The following is a 17,692-nucleotide window of genomic DNA, read 5'->3' on the forward strand; positions in this document are numbered from 1 at the left end:
TTATTCTAATTCACTCAGGCGGGCAATGCCGGAGCGGTTTGCATAAATCCGGTGGCGTCCGATTTGTCGAGGACAGTCATGACGATCAGTTTCGCTCTTCTGGGCGCCGGGCGCATCGGCAAGGTGCATGCGCAGGCCATTGCCTCGAACCACGACGCCAGGCTGGCGGCAATATCCGACCCGGTCGCGCAGGCCGCCGATGACCTTGGGCAACCCTATGGCGCGCCGGTGCGCTCCATAGCGGACATCGCCGCCGACAAGAGCATCGACGCGGTCGTCATCTGTACGCCGACCGACACCCATGCCGATCTGATCGAGCTCTTCGCCCGCGCCGGCAAGGCGATATTCTGCGAAAAGCCGGTCGATCTTTCCGTGGCGCGCGTGCGGGCCTGCCTGAAGACGGTGGAAGACACCGGCGCAAGGCTGATGGTTGGCTTCAACCGCCGCTTCGATCCGCATTTTCAGGCGGTGCGGCAAGCCATCGACGAGGGCCGCATCGGCACGATCGAGATGGTGCAGATCATTTCGCGCGATCCCGGCCCGCCGCCACCTGCCTATATCGCCTCGTCGGGCGGCATCTTCCGCGACATGACCATCCACGATTTCGACATGGCCCGCTTCCTGCTCGGCGAGGAAATCGAGACCGTCTATGCCGCGGCCTCGGTGCTGGTCGATCCGGAAATCGGCCGTCTGGGCGACCATGACAGCGCATCGGTGGTGCTCACGACCGCCTCGGGGCGCCAGTGCTCCATCTCAAATTCGCGCCGCGCCAGCTATGGCTACGACCAGCGCATCGAAGTCCACGGCTCGCTGGGCGCGGTTTCGGCGCAGAACCAGCGCCCGGTTTCGGTCGAACTGGCCACTGCCGACGGCTACCGCCTGCCGCCGCTGCATGATTTTTTCATGACCCGTTATACGCAAGCCTATGCAGCCGAAATCGCCGCCTTCATTGCCACGATCCGCGACGGAAGGGACCCCTCGCCATCCGGTGCCGACGGGCTGGCGGCACTGCTTCTGGCCGAGGCGGCACTGAAATCCGTGCAGGAAGGCCGCGCAGTGCGGATGGCGGAAGTCGGCGGCGACGCATGAGTACTCTCGGCATCGGCCTCATCGGCACCGGTTTCATGGGAAAATGCCATGCTCTGGCCTATGGCGCGGTCAGGGCGGTGTTCGGCGACGTGCCGACGCCACGGCTCGAACTCCTGTGCGACACGCCGGCCGACAAGGCATCCGCCATGGCCGAACAATTCGGCTTTGCCCGCTCCACCGACGACTGGCGCGCGCTGGTGAGCGATCCCGCCATCGACATCGTGTGCATCACCACGCCCAACAAGCTGCATGCCGAAATGGCCATTGCCGCGCTTGAAGCCGGCAAGCATGTCCATTGCGAAAAGCCGATGGCGCTGACGCTGGACGAGGCCCGCGCCATGACGCGAGCGGCCGGAAAAAGCGGCCGACTCACCATGGTTGGTTACAACTACATTCGCAATCCCGCCTATCAGCATGCCTGCCGGCTGATCGGCGACGGCGCTATCGGCCGACTCATTCATTTCCGCGGCTTCGTAGACGAGGACTATCAGGCCGACCCCGACCTGCCATGGACATGGCGCGCCACGCAGATGGATGCCGGGCTTGGCGCATTGGGCGACATGGGCTGCCACATGCTGTCCATGGCCATTGGCGTTATGGGGCCGATCGCCAGCGTTATCGGCGATATCCGCACCGTGCACGAAACGCGCCCTTCGCCGGAAGGCGGTGCGCCGCGCCCTGTCGAGAACGACGACATCGCCTCCGCCATCCTCACCTTCGCCGGCGGCCAGCAGGGTCTGTTTTCCACCTCGCGCTCGGCATGGGGGCGCAAGAACAGCATGGTGTTCGAAGTGCATGGAACGCAAGGCATGATCCGCTTCGATCAGGAACGGTTGAACGAGCTGCAACTGTTCCGCAACGATGGCGATGCGGCCACACAGGGTTTCACCACCATCCTGACCGGCCCGGCGCATCCTCCCTACGGGCAGTTCACGCCCGCCGCCGGCCATCAGCTCGGCTTCAACGATCTCAAGGTAATCGAGGCGGCGGAATTCCTGCGCGCCATCGCAGACGGCAAGGAAGCTTACCCGTCCTTTGCAGACGCGCTGACGATCGAGGAAATCATCCACGCGATCGCCGCCTCCAACGGGCGGCGCATCGAATTGTAAGGCTTCAGAAGCGGTAGGTCATGCCCAGCACCGGGCCATGCAGCTTCGTGTCGAAGACATGGCCATCATGGCGGTAATCCACGCTCAACACCTTGTAGCCGACGGAGGTGGAAAGGTGATCGGTCAGTATGTAGTTGAATGTCGCCAGCGCCTGATAGGTGATTTTGGACCCCACGTCGAAGCCGCCGACATCAGCCTGAAGGTGGAAGGAAAGCCGGTCCGTCAGCCCATGGAACAGCCGCGCGCCGATCACCGGGTCGACCCAGCCGAAACTTTCCTTGTGGGAGGCTGAGACATAGGTGTTGTTGACCAGTCCGCCGACCTTCACCCGGTTGGACACATGCCAGATGCGAAGGCCGCCCAGCAGATCCAGCGTGGTGCCGGGAACGTCCAAGACACGATAGCCGCCGGTCAGCGTGGAGGTGAACTGCTTGGTATCCACGTCCACATCCGCGCTGCTCGGATAAGGGCCCGTCCAACCGGGAAGCTGCGGGATGCTGCCGAAGCTGTGCGCGTCTGTGGTTGACGTGTACATGGCATCGCCTGAGAAGACGAAACGATCATAGCGGGCCCACAGATTGACGAAGCCGCCGAAGTTCAGATCGTCAAAAATATCGCCGAAGCTCTTTTCGACCGGGATCGTCGGCGCCCGCCGGAATGGCGAAATGTCGCCCTTGAGGCCCGCAGCCCACATGTAGGGGGTGATCTGCAATGCCCAGAGCGGGCGGCCCGCATCCACCGCTTCCGGCGCCGTTACCGGCAATATGTCTGCGGCGAAGGCACAGGACGTTGTGAGAGCAAGAAAAGCCGCAAGACCGGCCGTTGCTTTCTTTTTCATGATCGCCTCAGGCTCCGAGCGTGTTCTTGTGAATGCGCCCATCCTTCATGATGAGCTTCAGACTGTTTTCGGGGTCGGCAATAACGGAGATATCCTGCAACGGATCGCCATCCACGACAAGCAGATCGGCGATGGCGCCATTTTCGATCACCCCCAGCCTACCCCGATAGGGGTTGCGGGGACCAGACAATGCCAGCAATGCGGCATTGCGGCTGGTAGCCAGCGACAACACCTCATGATTGTCGAACCAGCGCGCGATCTTGGCGAGATGCCGCCCCTGCGCTGCCGTCCCTTTCGGATTGAAAAGAATATCGGTGCCCCAGGCCATGTTGACGTTGTGCTTCTTGCCAAGCTCGAAGGCACGCGCCGTGCCTTCCGCAACCTCGCGACGCTGCGCCTGCTGCTCGGGCGTTCCGCCGGGATTGGAATCCTCGTCCGCCAGGAAGGGCTGGAGGCTCCACCACGCACCCGCATCGGCAATGCGCTGCACGGTTTCCTCGTCTGCAAGCTGGCCGTGCTCGATGCTCTTCACGCCGCAGTCCAGCGCGCGCCTTATCCCTGCGGAAGTGTAGACATGCGCGCACACATAAGTGCCCCAGTCACCCGCCGCATCGACGGCAGCCCTGATCTCGGCCTCGGTGAACTGCAGCGAATCCAGCGGATCGAAGGTCGACGTCACGCCGCCGCCCACCATGATCTTGAGCTGGCTGGCGCCAAGCATGAGCTGCTCGCGGGCGCGGCGCAGCACCTCCGGCACGCCATCGGCGATCGCGGATATGCCAGCGGCTTCCGCCGTGCTGAGATTGCTTTGCGCCGTGCGCGGCAGATCGGTGCGCATGCGGAAATCGCCATGCCCCGAGGTCTGCGAGATCATCGCGCCGCTGGGATAGATGCGCGGGCCCGCCAGCCGTCCCTCATCGATCGCCCGCTTCAGCGCGAAGGATGGCCCGCCGACATCGCGCACCGTGGTGAAGCCGCGCATGAGCGTCCGTTCGGCCTCCTGCGCGGCAACGAGATGCGCATAAGGAATATCCGCCGTCATCGCCGCGATCTGGCTGATGCCGGCAAGAATGGAATGCCAGTGCGCATCAATGAGCCCCGGCATCAGCACCTTGCCGGCACAGTCGATCACCTCAGCGTCGGTCACCGCCTCATCCTGCCCGACAAGGCTTTCGACGCGGTTTTCCGAGATCAGGACATTTCGCCCTTCGATATAGGCAGAGGACTTGCCGTCGAATATCCTCACATTCTTCAAAAGCACCGGCTTTCCCTCCGCAGCAAAGGCAGGCAATCCAACCGTCGCAGCGCCGACTGCCGCGGCAATGCCTCTCAGCACGGATCGTCTGGACGTGCCTCCGGCAAGCCGCGCGTTGATTTCAGCAACCAACGGGCTGTGGCACAGACAACCGAAGCCGTGGCGCAGATGGCTGTATTTCGATCCAAAGCTGATGCCCACGCCGACCTCCTGAGATTCAAACAATGTTGCGACGATAGTTGATTTGCTACCCGTTGCAAAACGCTGACCGGCTTCAGATCGCGTTTCCTTAAGCTTGCCTTAAGACAGGCTTACGAGTGAAGGTCCGTTGGCGGAAGGAAGCGATGCGGCTGCTGATCGTAGAAGACGATGACATTTTGCGCGACGGGCTAAAAGTGGGCCTGGCGCTTGCGGGCTTCACCACCGATGCGGTGGGCACCTGCGAGGCAGCGACGGCTGCGCTGGACTCGACCGCCTTCGATGCCGTCGTCCTCGACCTGATGCTGCCCGATGGATCGGGTCTCGATGTCCTGAAATCGCTGCGCTCTGCCCGCAACCAGATACCAGTGCTGCTTCTGACGGCACGCGACACGGTTGCCGACCGCATCAGCGGTCTCGACAGCGGTGCCGACGATTATCTGGGCAAGCCTTTCGATCTGGACGAGGTCGCGGCAAGGTTGCGGGCGCTGACCCGCCGCTCCAATGGCCGCTCCAGCGCGGATCTGAAATGGGGCGACCTGATGCTGGTGCCATCCAGCCAGACGGTCGAGCAGGCAGGGCGGCAGGTGCGCCTCTCGCGGCGCGAGTTCACCATCCTTCAGTCCCTGATGAGCCATCCCGGTGCGATACTGTCCAGGGCGCAGCTGGAAGACAAGCTCTATGGCTGGCAGGAAGAGGTGGAGAGCAACACCATCGAGGTGCATATCCATCACCTGCGCTCCAAGCTGGGGCCGGGTCTCATCGAAACGGTGCGGGGGCTGGGCTATCGCCTCGGCTCGGAGCCGTAAGGCATTCCATGCGTTTAAGTCTGGCTTAAGTTTCACCCGGAAACTGCCCCGCAAAGCCTGCCCGCAGCAGCATTTTCGCATCTGTGCGGCGGCCCGGCCAAAGGAGCAGCGTTGACAGCATGTGCGACACCCGTCCTGATCCCGAACATCGGCTCATCGGAAGCCTGCATGCACCGTCTCTCCTTCAGCGGCGGACATTTCTCAGCGGCATGATCGCGCTCGCCGGCGCTGGCGTGCTCGCCGCGCCGGCTGCCGCCGCCACTTATCTTATCGGAAGCCTGTCCCAGTATCAGGCAGCGCTTGATGATCTGGCAAAGACAAAGGCCGTGGCGCTTGTCGATGTCGGCGCGGAATGGTGCGCCTTCTGCAAGGTCATCGACGACAAGATCCTGCCGGACCGGCGGGTTGCGAAGCTGATGCACGGTTTCGGCCTGCTGAAGATCGACATCACCACCATGTCAGATGACAATCGCGCTCTGTTACGGCATCTGAAGGTCGATGGCCCGCCAACCGTTTTCATCGTCGATACGCGCAGCGGGCGTGAACACGCCAACACCCGTTCGGTCGGCAATTTCACGACCGAGCATCTGATCGCCCGCCTGCAAGCTTTTGCCGCCTGACACTTCAGCATCAAAGTCAGCGAGAGAACTGAACGTTGAGAATACTGATTACCGCCCTTGCGACCCTGCTTTTCCTTGCCGGCCTTTTTCCGGCTGCCGCCCAGCAATTCGACCTGTTGCAGGCCGACGAGGCGTTTCGCCTCAAAGCCGCTCCCTCTGCGGACGGTGGCGTAAGCTTCGAGTGGAAGATCGCCGACGGTTACTACCTCTATCGCGACCATATCGAAGCGAAAGCCGCGAATGGCGATGCGCCTGTCACATTGAACACCGTGGAAGGAACGAAGGAGGACGATCCCAATTTCGGGGTCTCGGAAGTTTACTACAAGGAGGCAAAGGCGCACATCGTCCCCGGTTCGGCATCCGAAATCCTGCTGACCTATCAGGGCTGCAAGAAGGATTCGATCTGCTATCCGCCTGAAACCCGCAAGGTGAACCTCGACACGCTGGAGATCACGGCTGCCGCCTCGGGTTTCGGCCTGTTTGCCGAAATGCCGCAATCCGGGCCTGCCTCCGACAAGCCGGCGGAAGCGTCCGCCGGCGGCTTCAAAGTTTCGCAGGAAGCCGCTTCCGGGGGCATGATCGCTTCGCTGCTGAAAGATGGCGGCGCGCTTTGGGTGGTAGGCAGTTTCCTCGTCTTCGGGCTGCTGCTGGCCTTCACACCCTGCGTGCTGCCCATGTATCCGATCCTGAGCGCCACGCTTGCCCGCTCCGGTGAAACGCTGACGCCACGCCGTGGCTTTGCCCTGTCGCTCACCTATGTGGTGGCCATGGCAGCGGCGTTTGGCCTGCTCGGCATTGCGGCCGCATGGTCGGGCCAGAACCTGCAGATCGTGCTGCAATCGCCCTTTGCTGTCGGCACGGTTGCGATAATCTTCTTCATCCTCGCCCTGTCCATGTTCGGGCTTTTTGAAATTCAGCTTCCGTCCGCATGGGTCAACCGCATGGCTGGTGCCGGCAGCAGCCGGCGCGGCTCGCTGGGCGGTGCCGCCGCCATCGGCTTCACCTCCGCGCTGATCGTCGGCCCTTGCGTCACCGCTCCGCTGGCCGCCGCCCTGCTCTACATCGCCCAGACCGGCGATGCGGTTCTGGGCGCTTCCGCACTGTTGGCGCTTGGCCTCGGTCAGGGCCTGCCGCTGATCGCCTTTGGCACATTCGGCAGCCGCGCCCTGCCGAAAACCGGCGGCTGGATGGAATATGTGAAATATGTGTTCGGCTTCGTGCTGCTTGGCATGGCGGTGTGGATGGCATCGCGATTGCTCCCGGCGTCCCTGACACTGGCCCTGTGGGCAGCTCTTGCCATGACAGCCGCCGTGTTCATCGGCGCTTTCGATGCCCTCGGAAACGAAGCCACAGCAGACCGCCGCCTGCGCAAGGGCGCCGGCATGGCCGTTGCGCTCTATGCGCTGATCCTCGGACTGGGCGCTGCCTCCGGCGGCGGCGACCCCGCCCGCCCTCTGGCGCATTTCGGCGTCGAGCAGCAGACGGCCGCAACCACCGCGCCCGACTTCGCCAATATCTCTTCCGCGCCGGAGTTGCAGAGCGTGCTTGCCACCGCCGCTTCCGAAAAGCGCCCGACGCTGGTCTATTTCACCGCCGACTGGTGCGTGACCTGCGCCGGTATCGAGCGCGACGTGTTGCCGGCACCGGAAGTAACGGACAATCTGTCCGGCTTCCGCCGCATCAAGGTCGACCTGTCGAAGCTGGACGACGACAAGCAGTCCCTGATGCGCGATCTGGCAGTCATCGGCCCGCCGACCATGATCTTCTTTGGAACCGATAATGCGGAGGTCGACGGCACAAGGCTTGTCGGGGAGATAGACGTGAAATCGCTTGTCGCCTCGGCGGCGCGGTCGAGGGAATAAGGTTTACGCAATGAACGCCTTCACCATCGGGCCGCTGATGTTCTCGCCGGATCGCCTGGCCGCGATTCTCGGCATAGCGACGTTTCTGGGCGGCGCCGAGATTCTGGCCCGCACCGTGGACAGCCGCTTTGCCGGCTGGTCGTGGCGGGCGGCGCTGGCATTCCTGATCGCGGCGCGTATCGGCCATGTCCTGCGCCATTTCGACAGTTTCGCTGCCGAGCCATGGCGCGTTCTGGCCGTCTGGCAGGGTGGGTTCATGATCCCGGCCGGCATCGCCGGGGTGGCGGCGATCACGCTTCTGCATCTGCGCCACCGTCCCCGGTTGCTGCTATGGACGCCGGTTCCGGCAGCGGCAGCCGCATTCATGGCCACGCTTGTCATCCAGCTCACCGCCGGCGTGCCGCCAACGCCCCTGCCCTCCGGCTCCTATACCTCGCTGGCAGGCGCCGAAGTCACGCCCTCGACGCTCACCGGCAAGCCGATGGTGATCAACCTCTGGGCCTCGTGGTGCCCGCCTTGCCGGCGCGAAATGCCGATGATGGCCGGTGTCGCTGCCACCAATGAAGAGGCTGCCTTCCTGTTCGTCAATCAGGGCGAGAACGAGGGCACCGTTCAGGCCTATCTCGAACGGGAGGGATTAACGCTCGACCCGGTGCTGCTTGACGGACTTGGCCGTTTCTCGCGCCACTACACCACGCCCGGCCTGCCCGCGACCCTGTTCATCGGCGCCGATGGCCGGCTCCGCTCCGTTCATATGGGCGAAATTTCACGCGAAGCGCTGCTCACGGGCATCGGCAAGCTAAGGGACGAATAGGCGCTCCTAAAGCATGTCGCCCGAAAGTGGGCACGGTTTCGGGACAACGACATGCGTGAAATCAGGACCTTAAACCCTGTCGCGATCTTCCAGATCGCGACAGGGTTTAAGCCGCTGCCTTCATCTTCTGCGCCATGTCAGCCGGGATGACGATTGCAGCCGAGAGGCCGCCTTGCTGCCGGTTGCGTATATCCAGCCTTGCTCCGGCATGGTCCAGCGCTGTTTCCACGATGCTGAGCCCCAGCCCGCTGCCAACCGATGAGCGGAACCGGCCCCGGAAAAAACGCTCCGTCACGCGTGGCAGTTCTTCCTGCGGAATGCCCGGTCCCTCGTCCTCGATGCGCAGGACAATGTCCTCGCCTTCCTCGGCGATACGGCAGAAAACCCGCCCGCCGGGCGGTGAATGGTGCACGGCATTTTCCAGCAGATTGCGCACGGCGAGCCGGAACAGCTCTGCCGGCAGCGTGAATGAAAAAGCCGAAAGGCCGGGATCGACAAAGATGACGGCATCCCCGCCAGCGTGCTGTGTCACCAGCTCATCGGCCACCGACTGCACAACGCGCCCAGCGTTGAAGGTTTCCGCGGCCACTGCCTCCCCGCCCGCTTCCAGCGAGGCGATGTCCAGCAACTGCCGAACCAGCCGGCCGGTGCGATCCACACCCACGACAATCTGCGACAGTGCGTTTTGCTGAACCGCCGGATCGCTGCTGGCAAGGGCCACCTGCGCCTGTGTCTTGAGGCCCGACATCGGCGTGCGCAGTTCATGCGCGGCGAAGGCGATGAAATCACGCTCACGCTCGCGGGCGTCGGACACCCGCCGAAACAGCGCATTCAGCGCTTTCACCACAGGTTGCAGCTCGCTGGCCGCACCGCCCGCGTCGATCGGGTGCAGGTCGGAGGCAGGACGCATGGAAAGCTCCCGCGCAATCCGGCTGAGCGGGGTCAGCCCGCGTCCGACACTCAGCCAGATCAGGCCGGCGAGCACCGGCAGGATCAGCAATGCGGGCAAAAGCACGCCGAAAATCACGCTGTTGACCAGATGATCGCGAAAGTAAACACGATCCCCAACCATCACCCGCACGCCTGCCTGTGGGTTATCGACCGTATAGACCCGCCAGGTTTCGCCATTGATGACGGTGTTGGAAAAGCCTTCCGCATGCTCCGACAGCCTGGTCTCCGGAGCGCCTTCGGACTGGCTGAGCAAAGTGCCTTCAAGCGACCAGATCTGACAGGAAAGCTGGCGGTTATAGGCTTCGTGCGTCTCCATTTCGACAGATGGGATTCCCACATTCTCGCCTGCTCCCAGGGCACGCTTCGTAACCATGGAGTTGACCATGCGTGCGGCCTCCATCAGCCGCGCATCGAGAACCCTTTCGAGTTGCGCGCCGGTGGAAAAGAAAATCCACGCCACCGCCGACAGCCACACCAGACCGGTGATGAGGATGAGAATGCCGAACAGTCGTGTCCGCATGGAACGCATCGGACTTTTCTCCATTTACCGCACCGTCTGCCGGCAGACGGCGCAGGTGCTTCATGCCTCATGCCGGAACCTTAAGGCAAACTTAAGAAACCTTGCCGGCTGCCGTTCCGGCATCTGTGCGCTGTCTGCAACACCCTGTTTTTAACGTGCGCGAAGGCTTTCCTTTTGTCCTTAAGCCTGCCTTAAGGTCCACCAAACCCTGTCGGCCCGACCATCTGAAATCGAGGCCGCTTATCATGTCGACCATCCAGTCCCGCATCATGTCGCCGCTTGCTGAAACCGGTTCTTCTGAAACTCTTCCCATTGCACCCGTCAGCCGCAGGGCCGCACTTGGGCTGGGGCTGGCCGCGCTCATGGCTGCTCCCGGTTTTACCCATCGCGCCCGCGCGCAGGACGGCGAACAGCTCGACCCCGAGATGATCCTGAACGATCCGGCCGATCCGAAGGCCGGCAACGCCAAAGGCGATGTCACCATCGTCTATTTCTTCGACTACAACTGCCCCTTCTGCAAGAAGACCATGGCGCCGCTGAACAAGGTGGTGAAGCAGGACGGCAAGGTCCGCCTCGTCTACAAGGATTGGCCGATCCTCACCTCGGCTTCCATCTATGGTGCGAAGCTGGCGCTGGCTGCTCACCATCAGGGCAAATACAGCGAAGTGCACCACGCACTCATGGGCATACCGGGCGGCAGGGTGCCGGAAGACAAGATGCGCAAGGCAGTGGCCGGCGTCGGGCTCGACATGAAGCGGCTGGAACGCGACATGAAGGCGAAGGACGCGGAAATCACCACGCTTCTGCGCCGCCATGGCGCACAGGCCGATGCGCTCGGTCTTGCCGGCACGCCGGTTTTTCTCATCGGCCCGTTTCTCGTCGCCTCAGCACTCGATGAGGCGGGTTTCAAACAGGTTATCTCAGACGCGCGCGCGCGTGAAAGCAACTGATACGAAGGACTTCTGGTAAATGACCGAGGCAATGGACGGGTCGGCACGACGCATTCTGACTGCAATGACGCTTTTGGCCTGCATGGGGCTGGCCGCCTGCGCCACCTCCTCCGAGACGGCGACGCCCCCCGGATTGCAGCCGGCTGCACCCGCGATTGCCCCTCTTCCGCCGGTGGAACAGGCCAGTGCCTCGGTGGCGCCGCCTCGTATCGGGCCAAAGCCGAATGAGCGCTTCGCCGTACCGGACGAGAGCCAGGTTAAGATCGCCGAAAAATACCAGCGTCAGCTCGTCGACTATCAGACAGCCTATGCGCCGGGCACGATCGTCGTCGATCCGGCCAACCACTTCCTCTATCTGGTGCAGGGCAACGGCAAGGCGCTGCGTTACGGCGTTGGCGTCGGCGCGGCCGGCCGGGGCTTCTCCGGCGAAACCGATCTGGCATGGAAGCAGGAATGGCCGCGCTGGCGACCGACGGACGCCATGATTACCCGCGCCCCGCAACAGTACAAGAAATACGAGGACGGCGTCGAAGGCGGCCCCACCAATCCGCTCGGAGCACGCGCCCTTTATCTGTTCAAGGACGGCAAGGACACTTACTACCGCATCCACGGCACCAACCAGCCGAGCAGCATCGGCAAGTCGGTTTCCGCCGGCTGCATCCGCCTGCTGAACTCCGACATCATCGACCTTTACGCCCGCGCACGCCCCGGCTCGAAGGTCGTTATCCTTTAATCGGCTTATCGGCATCGGAGAATTTGTGCCGCATCGAACAGCCTCCCCGCCTGATTTTTCAGCGGGGAGGCTTTTTTCATTACGCTCAGGCCGCGGCGTCCAGCCCCATCTGCCAGAAATCGGCTTCGAGACGGGATGCCTTGCCAAACAGGGCAGCGAGTTCCGCAAAACGTCGCTCGGTCATCGAGCGCTCTGCCAGATCATCCAGAAGCTTGCGTGACCCGACCGCCAGTTGCTGGAACGCATCGCCGGCGTATTCCCCGATCCATTCGCGATAGGGATGATCCGCCGGGATCTTATCGATGCCGTTCGGGGTCAGCGCCTTGCCGATCTCGGCATAGCCGATAACACAGGGCGCAAGAGCCACATGCAGGTCGAGCAGGTCACCTGCAGCGCCGCAATCCAGAACGAAGCGCGTATAGGCGACCGTCGCCTGATGCTCCGGCACGGAGTGAAGCGGCTCCGGCGTCAGCCCCCACCGGCCGCAGAGCCGCACATGCAGCTCGGTCTCGTCGAGGATGCCTGAAAGACCAGCCTGCGCGGCGCGGATTTCCGGTATCGTCCGGCTCTTATAGGCAGCAAGCGCCCACGCGCGCGAAAACTGGATCAGGAAAAGATAGTCCTGCACCAGATAAGCCCTGAAGGCCGCCTGTGGCAGCGTGCCTGCGCCCAGCTCGCGCACGAACCGATGATCGACATAGCTTTGCCAATCCTGATCCGCCGCCTGTTTCAGCCGATCAAAAACGTCCATCTTCACTCTCCCTGCTCGTAGGCTGCATCGAAAAAGGCCAGCTCGAGCTTCACGGCCCTTTGAAAGAAATCGCGGCTCACTTCGGCTTCGCCCGGCCCGACGCGATCCAGCTCCCCCCGAAGGAAGCCAACGAAATCGCGAAAATCGGTATTGTCGTGAAGGGTGATCCATTCCGCATGAATGAAGTTCTGCGGCAACGGATGGGGCGCCTGCATGGTCCAGTCGAGATAGAGCCATTCCGCAACGTTCAGAACCGAAAGCGCAGCCGCATAGGAGCGTGTGGCTGCCGCCTCCCGCATGATCGCCTTGAACCCGGCGGTCGGCTTGGTATCGGGGATGGCTGCGCGCTGGCCTTCATCGACGCCGAGCGCTTCGAACGCCCGCAGGAAATAGGTGTTCTCCTCCCCCGCCACCATGCCAATGAAACGACCGAACCGCAGCCGCGCCTCAAAACTGTCGCTGGTGGCGATCGCTGCCCCAAGAAGGGTCAGGAAACTGTCGAGAAAGCGATAGTCCTGCACGAGATAGGACGACATCACGGCATCGGGAACCGTGCCGGCGAACAATTCGCCCACGAAACGGTGACTTACCGCCTGTGTCCAGAGCGGTTCGCTCGCAAGCCTCAGTGTTTCGGAAAAGCGTTCGGTCATCTTGCCGTCCTTTCATGGCAGACAGCGAGACCGTAAATTTCGGGCTTTGTTTGTGGCATGTACGGCCTCGCATGGAGGCCGGCAAAAGACAGCATCAACATTCGCCATCCCTTCGCCGGCATGATCCGGATCAGGTTCGAAGGGTCACCGCACTGCTTGCGCCAGCGGTCTCTCAGCCCCTTGTCGAGGCTCCCCTTGGTGAATGTTCCTTGTAGGCGATCGGACGCTGCCTGTCACCACGAAGCGACAGACCGGATCGGCAATTCACGCCTTGAAACGATAAAGCCACCATCGCCGCCACATCGGATTGCACAGCTAATGACCTGAGACCCATCTTCCCTCCGGTTTTCAGGAGAGTCTTGGGTTTTCAATCTGGCGTCATGCGGCCTGTTTTTCCATAGCTATTTTCATTGCGAACTCGTTGGGGGTGATGTTGCCCAGCGACGAGTGCGGTCTGTTTCTGTTGTAATCCTCCTTCCATGCAGTGATTGCGGCGCGGGCCTGAGCGAGCGACGAGAACAGCGTCTCGTTCAGGCACTCATCGCGGAAGCTGCCGTTGAAGCTTTCGACGAAGCCGTTTTGCATCGGCTTGCCGGGGGCGATGTAATGCCATTCCACCTTGGCCTCCTGGCACCATTTGAGGATGGCCATGCTGGTCATCTCCGTCCCGTTGTCCGAGACAATCGTCCTCGGTTTTCCGCGTCTGGCGATGAGACTGTCCAGTTCGCGGGCAAGCCTTGCGCCTGACAGGGATGTATCGGCAACCAGGCATAGGCATTCTCGGGTGAAGTCGTCGACGACGGCCAGGACCCGAAAGCGGCGACCGTCGGTGAAGGCATCGCTGACGAAGTCCAGGCTCCAGCGCTCGCCCGGACGCGACGGCAAAGCCAGAGGACGTCTCGTGCCCAAGGCCCGCTTTCGGCCGCCACGCTTGCGCACCGTCAGCTTCTCCTCCCGGTAGAGACGCCGAAGCTTCTTCAGGTTCATGACGATCCCCTGCCAGTCGAGCATGACGTGGATACGGCGATAACCGAAGCGCCGCCGTTCGGACGCCAGCTTCTTCATGGCCTCGCGGATGGATGCATCGTCAGGCCGCACGCTGCGATATCGCATGCTCGACCGATCCACCGACAGAACCTCGCACGCCCGACGCTGGCTCACCCCGTGCTGCGCACAGACGTGAGCCACCGCATCCCGCTTCACATCGGGCGTCACCATTTTTTTGCAGCAACATCCTTCAGGATCGCATTGTCCAGCACGGCCTCGGCGAGCAGCTTCTTCAGCCTGGCGTTCTCGTCCTCAAGCGCCTTCAGTTTGCGGGCATCCGACACGTCCATGCCGCCATACTTTGCTTTATATTTGTAGAAGGTTGCGTCCGAGATGCCGTGCTTGCGGCAGACATCGACTGTCTTCGCGCCCGCCTCCTGCTCCTTCAGTATCCCGATAATTTGTTCTTCCGTGAACCGTGAACGCTTCATTCGTCCGTCTCCTCATTGCGACGGACTCTACCAAAATCTGGAGGAAGTTCAGGGGCTCAGGTCACAGGTCACTAACAATCAGCGAGGTCGGGCATTTTCCTTGGGCCAGCCCACAACGCAGAACGCCGCCCCGAAGGGCGGCGTTCTGTAATCAGGGAATGAAGCTGTTCTGTTTACATCAGAGAAGATTTTCATGCGTTTTGCAGACCTGGCAGCGACCTACTCTCCCGCGTCTTTAGACGAAGTACCATCGGCGCTGGGGCGTTTCACGGCCGTGTTCGGAATGGGAACGGGTGCAGCCGCCCCGCCATGACCACCAGGTCGGCAAAGCGCATGTTAATTGAGAAGCTGTTTTGTGCTGATGAGCGATGCGCGTTCGTTACGGGCTGTGCCCGCAAGCGCGACTGCGCGTCGCCGGTTTTCCAGCGCCCTCGCGGAGCATAGGCCCGAAGGGCCGCTCATGCGTGAGCGCTGGATTTGATGAACATAAGGAATGAGAACGATCAAGCCTATCGAACTATTAGTACCGGTAAGCTTCAAGCGTTGCCGCTCTTCCACACCCGGCCTATCAACGTGGTCGTCTTCCACGGTTCTCAGGGAATACTCGTTTCCAGGTGGGTTTCCCGCTTAGATGCCTTCAGCGGTTATCCCGTCCGTATATAGCTACCCTGCTATGCGGCTGGCGCCACAACAGGTCCACCAGAGATACGTCCATCCCGGTCCTCTCGTACTAGGGACAGATCCTGTCAATATTCCTACACCCACGGCAGATAGGGACCGAACTGTCTCACGACGTTCTGAACCCAACTCACGTACCGCTTTAAATGGCGAACAGCCATACCCTTGGGACCTGCTCCAGCCCCAGGATGCGATGAGTCGACATCGAGGTGCCAAACAACCCCGTCGATATGGACTCTTGGGGGTCATCAGCCTGTTATCCCCGGCGTACCTTTTATCCGTTGAGCGATGGCCCTTCCACACGGGACCACCGGATCACTATGACCGACTTTCGTCTCTGCTCGACTTGTCAGTCTCGCAGTCAGGCAGGCTTATGCCATTGCACTCGACGACCGATTTCCGACCGGTCTGAGCCCACCATCGCGCGCCTCCGTTACTCTTTAGGAGGCGACCGCCCCAGTCAAACTACCCACCATACATTGTCCCGGGCCCGGATAACGGGTCGCGGTTAGACATCCATAGTAATAAGGGTGGTATTTCAAGGGTGGCTCCACCAAGGCTGGCGCCCTGGCTTCAAAGCCTACCACCTATCCTACACATGTCACTACGAATGCCAATGTAAAGCTATAGTAAAGGTGCACGGGGTCTTTCCGTCTAACCGCAGGAACCCCGCATCTTCACGGGGAATTCAATTTCACTGAGTCTATGCTGGAGACAGCGGGGAAGTCGTTACGCCATTCGTGCAGGTCGGAACTTACCCGACAAGGAATTTCGCTACCTTAGGACCGTTATAGTTACGGCCGCCGTTTACTGGGGCTTCGATTCAAAGCTTGCACCTCTCCTCTTAACCTTCCAGCACCGGGCAGGCGTCAGACCCTATACGTCGCCTTGCGGCTTCGCAGAGCCCTGTGTTTTTGATAAACAGTCGCTACCCCCTGGTCTGTGCCACCCTCACCTGCTTGCGCAGACAAGGGTCACGCTTCTTCCGAAGTTACGCGTGCAATTTGCCGAGTTCCTTCAGCATAGTTCTCTCAAGCGCCTTGGTATACTCTACCAGTCCACCAGTGTCGGTTTCGGGTACGGGCTATAAGGAGGAGCTATTTCCCGGGACCGCTTCACTGCCAGATCAATCCAATAAGACCTGACAATACACGCGATCCGTCACTACCTCCAGGCTCACGAATATTAACGTGATTCCCATCGACTACGCCTTTCGGCCTCGCCTTAGGGGCCGGCTAACCCTGCTCAGATTAACTTTAAGCAGGAACCCTTGGACTTTCGGCGGGGGTGTCTCTCACACCCCTTACGTTACTCATGTCAGCATTCGCACTTCTGATACCTCCACCGCCCCTCACGGGTACGGCTTCATCAGCTTACAGAACGCTCCGCTACCGCTCGTCTTACGACGAACCCTAAGCTTCGGTGCATGGCTTTAGCCCCGTTACATTTTCGGCGCAAAGACCCTTATTTAGACCAGTGAGCTGTTACGCTTTCTTTAAATGATGGCTGCTTCTAAGCCAACATCCTGGTTGTTTTGGGATCCTCACATCCTTTCCCACTTAGCCATGACTTGGGGACCTTAGCTGTAGGTCAGGGTTGTTTCCCTTTCCACGACGGACGTTAGCACCCGCCGTGTGTCTGCCGACTAGTACTCCCCGGTATTCGGAGTTTGGTTAGGATCAGTAAGACGGTGAGTCCCCATAGCCCATCCAGTGCTCTACCCCCGGGGGTATTCGGTCGACGCTCTACCTAAATAGATTTCGCGGAGAACCAGCTATTTCCGAGTTTGATTGGCCTTTCACCCCTAGCCACAAGTCATCCCAATCTATTGCAACAGATACGGGTTCGGTCCTCCAGTAAGTGTTACCTTACCTTCAACCTGCTCATGGCTAGATCACTCGGTTTCGGGTCTAATGCGACGAACTGAACGCCCTGTTCAGACTCGCTTTCGCTGCGCCTACACCTACCGGCTTAAGCTTGCTCGTCACACTAAGTCGCTGACCCATTATACAAAAGGTACGTAGTCACCCAGGACGAACCTTGGGCTCCTACTGTTTGTAGGCAATCGGTTTCAGGTACTCTTTCACTCCCCTTGTCGGGGTGCTTTTCACCTTTCCCTCACGGTACTAGTTCGCTATCGGTCATGCACGAGTACTTAGGCTTGGAGAGTGGTCTCCCCATGTTCAGACAGGATTTCACGTGTCCCGCCCTACTCAAGGACTTATGTTCGCATTACGCATACGGGGCTGTCACCCACTACGGCCCTCCTTTCCAGAAGGTTCTGCTTGTCTCACATAAGCCACTGGCCTGGTCCGCGTTCGCTCGCCACTACTAGCGGAGTCTCGGTTGATGTCCTTTCCTACGGGTACTTAGATGTTTCAGTTCCC

General features: G+C 61.0%; 14 protein-coding genes, 2 rRNA genes and 1 riboswitch (1 of these 17 running past the window's edge). Of the genes, 8 read left to right on the top strand and 8 right to left on the bottom strand.

Going from position 1 to position 17,692, the window contains the following annotated elements; genetic code table 11:
• The first annotated feature begins 78 nt into the window (after positions 1–78).
• Complete coding sequence (gene iolG / locus MIC97_RS07770; RefSeq protein WP_239799548.1) at positions 79–1,089, top strand: inositol 2-dehydrogenase; 1,011 nt, start codon at positions 79–81, stop codon at positions 1,087–1,089.
• Positions 1,086–2,198 carry a Gfo/Idh/MocA family oxidoreductase gene (locus MIC97_RS07775; RefSeq protein WP_239799549.1) on the top strand — a complete coding sequence of 371 codons (1,113 nt, stop codon included), beginning with the start codon at positions 1,086–1,088 and terminating at the stop codon, positions 2,196–2,198. Before iolG ends, MIC97_RS07775 begins: the two co-directional genes overlap by 4 nt.
• A 4-nt stretch (positions 2,199–2,202) precedes the next feature.
• Here MIC97_RS07775 and MIC97_RS07780 read toward each other — a convergent pair whose 3' ends face one another.
• Both MIC97_RS07780 and MIC97_RS07785 read right to left on the bottom strand, forming a co-directional pair.
• Positions 2,203–3,036 (bottom strand): hypothetical protein, encoded by an 834-nt coding sequence (locus MIC97_RS07780; RefSeq protein WP_239799550.1) that lies wholly within the window; start codon positions 3,034–3,036, stop codon positions 2,203–2,205.
• Positions 3,037–3,043: 7 nt separating this feature from the next.
• Positions 3,044–4,492, bottom strand: coding sequence for an amidohydrolase family protein (locus MIC97_RS07785; protein WP_239799551.1), 1,449 nt, complete (start codon positions 4,490–4,492; stop codon positions 3,044–3,046).
• Positions 4,493–4,635: 143 nt separating this feature from the next.
• On the opposite strand from MIC97_RS07785, the gene MIC97_RS07790 reads away from it, so the two are divergent.
• The 4 genes from MIC97_RS07790 (at position 4,636) to MIC97_RS07805 (ending at position 8,594) form a co-directional block, all read left to right on the top strand.
• Positions 4,636–5,298, top strand: a complete 663-nt coding sequence (locus tag MIC97_RS07790; RefSeq protein WP_239799552.1) for a response regulator transcription factor — start codon at positions 4,636–4,638, stop codon at positions 5,296–5,298.
• Between the two features lie 209 nt (positions 5,299–5,507).
• Positions 5,508–5,918, top strand: coding sequence for a thioredoxin family protein (locus tag MIC97_RS07795; RefSeq protein ID WP_239799553.1), 411 nt, complete (start codon positions 5,508–5,510; stop codon positions 5,916–5,918).
• 35 nt (positions 5,919–5,953) lie between these two features.
• Positions 5,954–7,780 (top strand): protein-disulfide reductase DsbD, encoded by a 1,827-nt coding sequence (gene dsbD / locus MIC97_RS07800; RefSeq protein ID WP_239799554.1) that lies wholly within the window; start codon positions 5,954–5,956, stop codon positions 7,778–7,780.
• A 10-nt stretch (positions 7,781–7,790) separates the two neighbouring features.
• Positions 7,791–8,594 carry a TlpA disulfide reductase family protein gene (locus MIC97_RS07805; RefSeq protein WP_239799555.1) on the top strand — a complete coding sequence of 268 codons (804 nt, stop codon included), beginning with the start codon at positions 7,791–7,793 and terminating at the stop codon, positions 8,592–8,594.
• A gap of 106 nt (positions 8,595–8,700) precedes the next feature.
• On the opposite strand, the gene MIC97_RS07810 is transcribed toward MIC97_RS07805, so the two are convergent.
• Positions 8,701–10,074 (bottom strand): ATP-binding protein, encoded by a 1,374-nt coding sequence (locus MIC97_RS07810; RefSeq protein ID WP_239799556.1) that lies wholly within the window; start codon positions 10,072–10,074, stop codon positions 8,701–8,703.
• 353 nt (positions 10,075–10,427) lie between these two features.
• On the opposite strand from MIC97_RS07810, the gene MIC97_RS07815 reads away from it, so the two are divergent.
• Positions 10,428–11,015: a DsbA family protein gene (locus MIC97_RS07815; protein ID WP_239801064.1), complete on the top strand. Its 588-nt coding sequence runs from the start codon at positions 10,428–10,430 to the stop codon at positions 11,013–11,015.
• 19 nt (positions 11,016–11,034) lie between these two features.
• Complete coding sequence (locus MIC97_RS07820) at positions 11,035–11,748, top strand: L,D-transpeptidase (RefSeq protein ID WP_239799557.1); 714 nt, start codon at positions 11,035–11,037, stop codon at positions 11,746–11,748.
• Between the two features lie 85 nt (positions 11,749–11,833).
• Here MIC97_RS07820 and MIC97_RS07825 read toward each other — a convergent pair whose 3' ends face one another.
• The 5 genes from MIC97_RS07825 to MIC97_RS07845 form a co-directional block, all read right to left on the bottom strand.
• On the bottom strand, positions 11,834–12,499 hold the full coding sequence (locus tag MIC97_RS07825) for a TenA family protein (protein WP_239799558.1): 666 nt from the start codon (positions 12,497–12,499) through the stop codon (positions 11,834–11,836).
• A gap of 2 nt (positions 12,500–12,501) precedes the next feature.
• The gene (locus tag MIC97_RS07830) at positions 12,502–13,149 is read right to left on the bottom strand and encodes a TenA family protein (protein ID WP_239799559.1); all 648 of its coding nucleotides are present in this window, start codon (positions 13,147–13,149) and stop codon (positions 12,502–12,504) included.
• Positions 13,150–13,239: 90 nt separating this feature from the next.
• Positions 13,240–13,355: riboswitch (TPP riboswitch) on the bottom strand.
• A gap of 172 nt (positions 13,356–13,527) precedes the next feature.
• Positions 13,528–14,627 (bottom strand): IS3 family transposase gene (locus MIC97_RS07835; protein WP_239799560.1). Its coding sequence is split into 2 segments (ribosomal slippage): positions 13,528–14,375 and positions 14,375–14,627, totalling 1,101 coding nucleotides; the frame shifts between segments, so codons are not numbered across the junction.
• A 206-nt stretch (positions 14,628–14,833) separates the two neighbouring features.
• A 5S ribosomal RNA gene (gene rrf, locus MIC97_RS07840) occupies positions 14,834–14,948 on the bottom strand.
• A gap of 178 nt (positions 14,949–15,126) precedes the next feature.
• Positions 15,127–17,692: ribosomal RNA gene (locus tag MIC97_RS07845) — 23S ribosomal RNA — on the bottom strand (it continues 240 nt past the right edge of the window).

The organism is Aquamicrobium sp. NLF2-7, assembly GCF_022359935.1.
GTDB lineage: Bacteria > Pseudomonadota > Alphaproteobacteria > Rhizobiales > Rhizobiaceae > Mesorhizobium > Mesorhizobium lusatiense.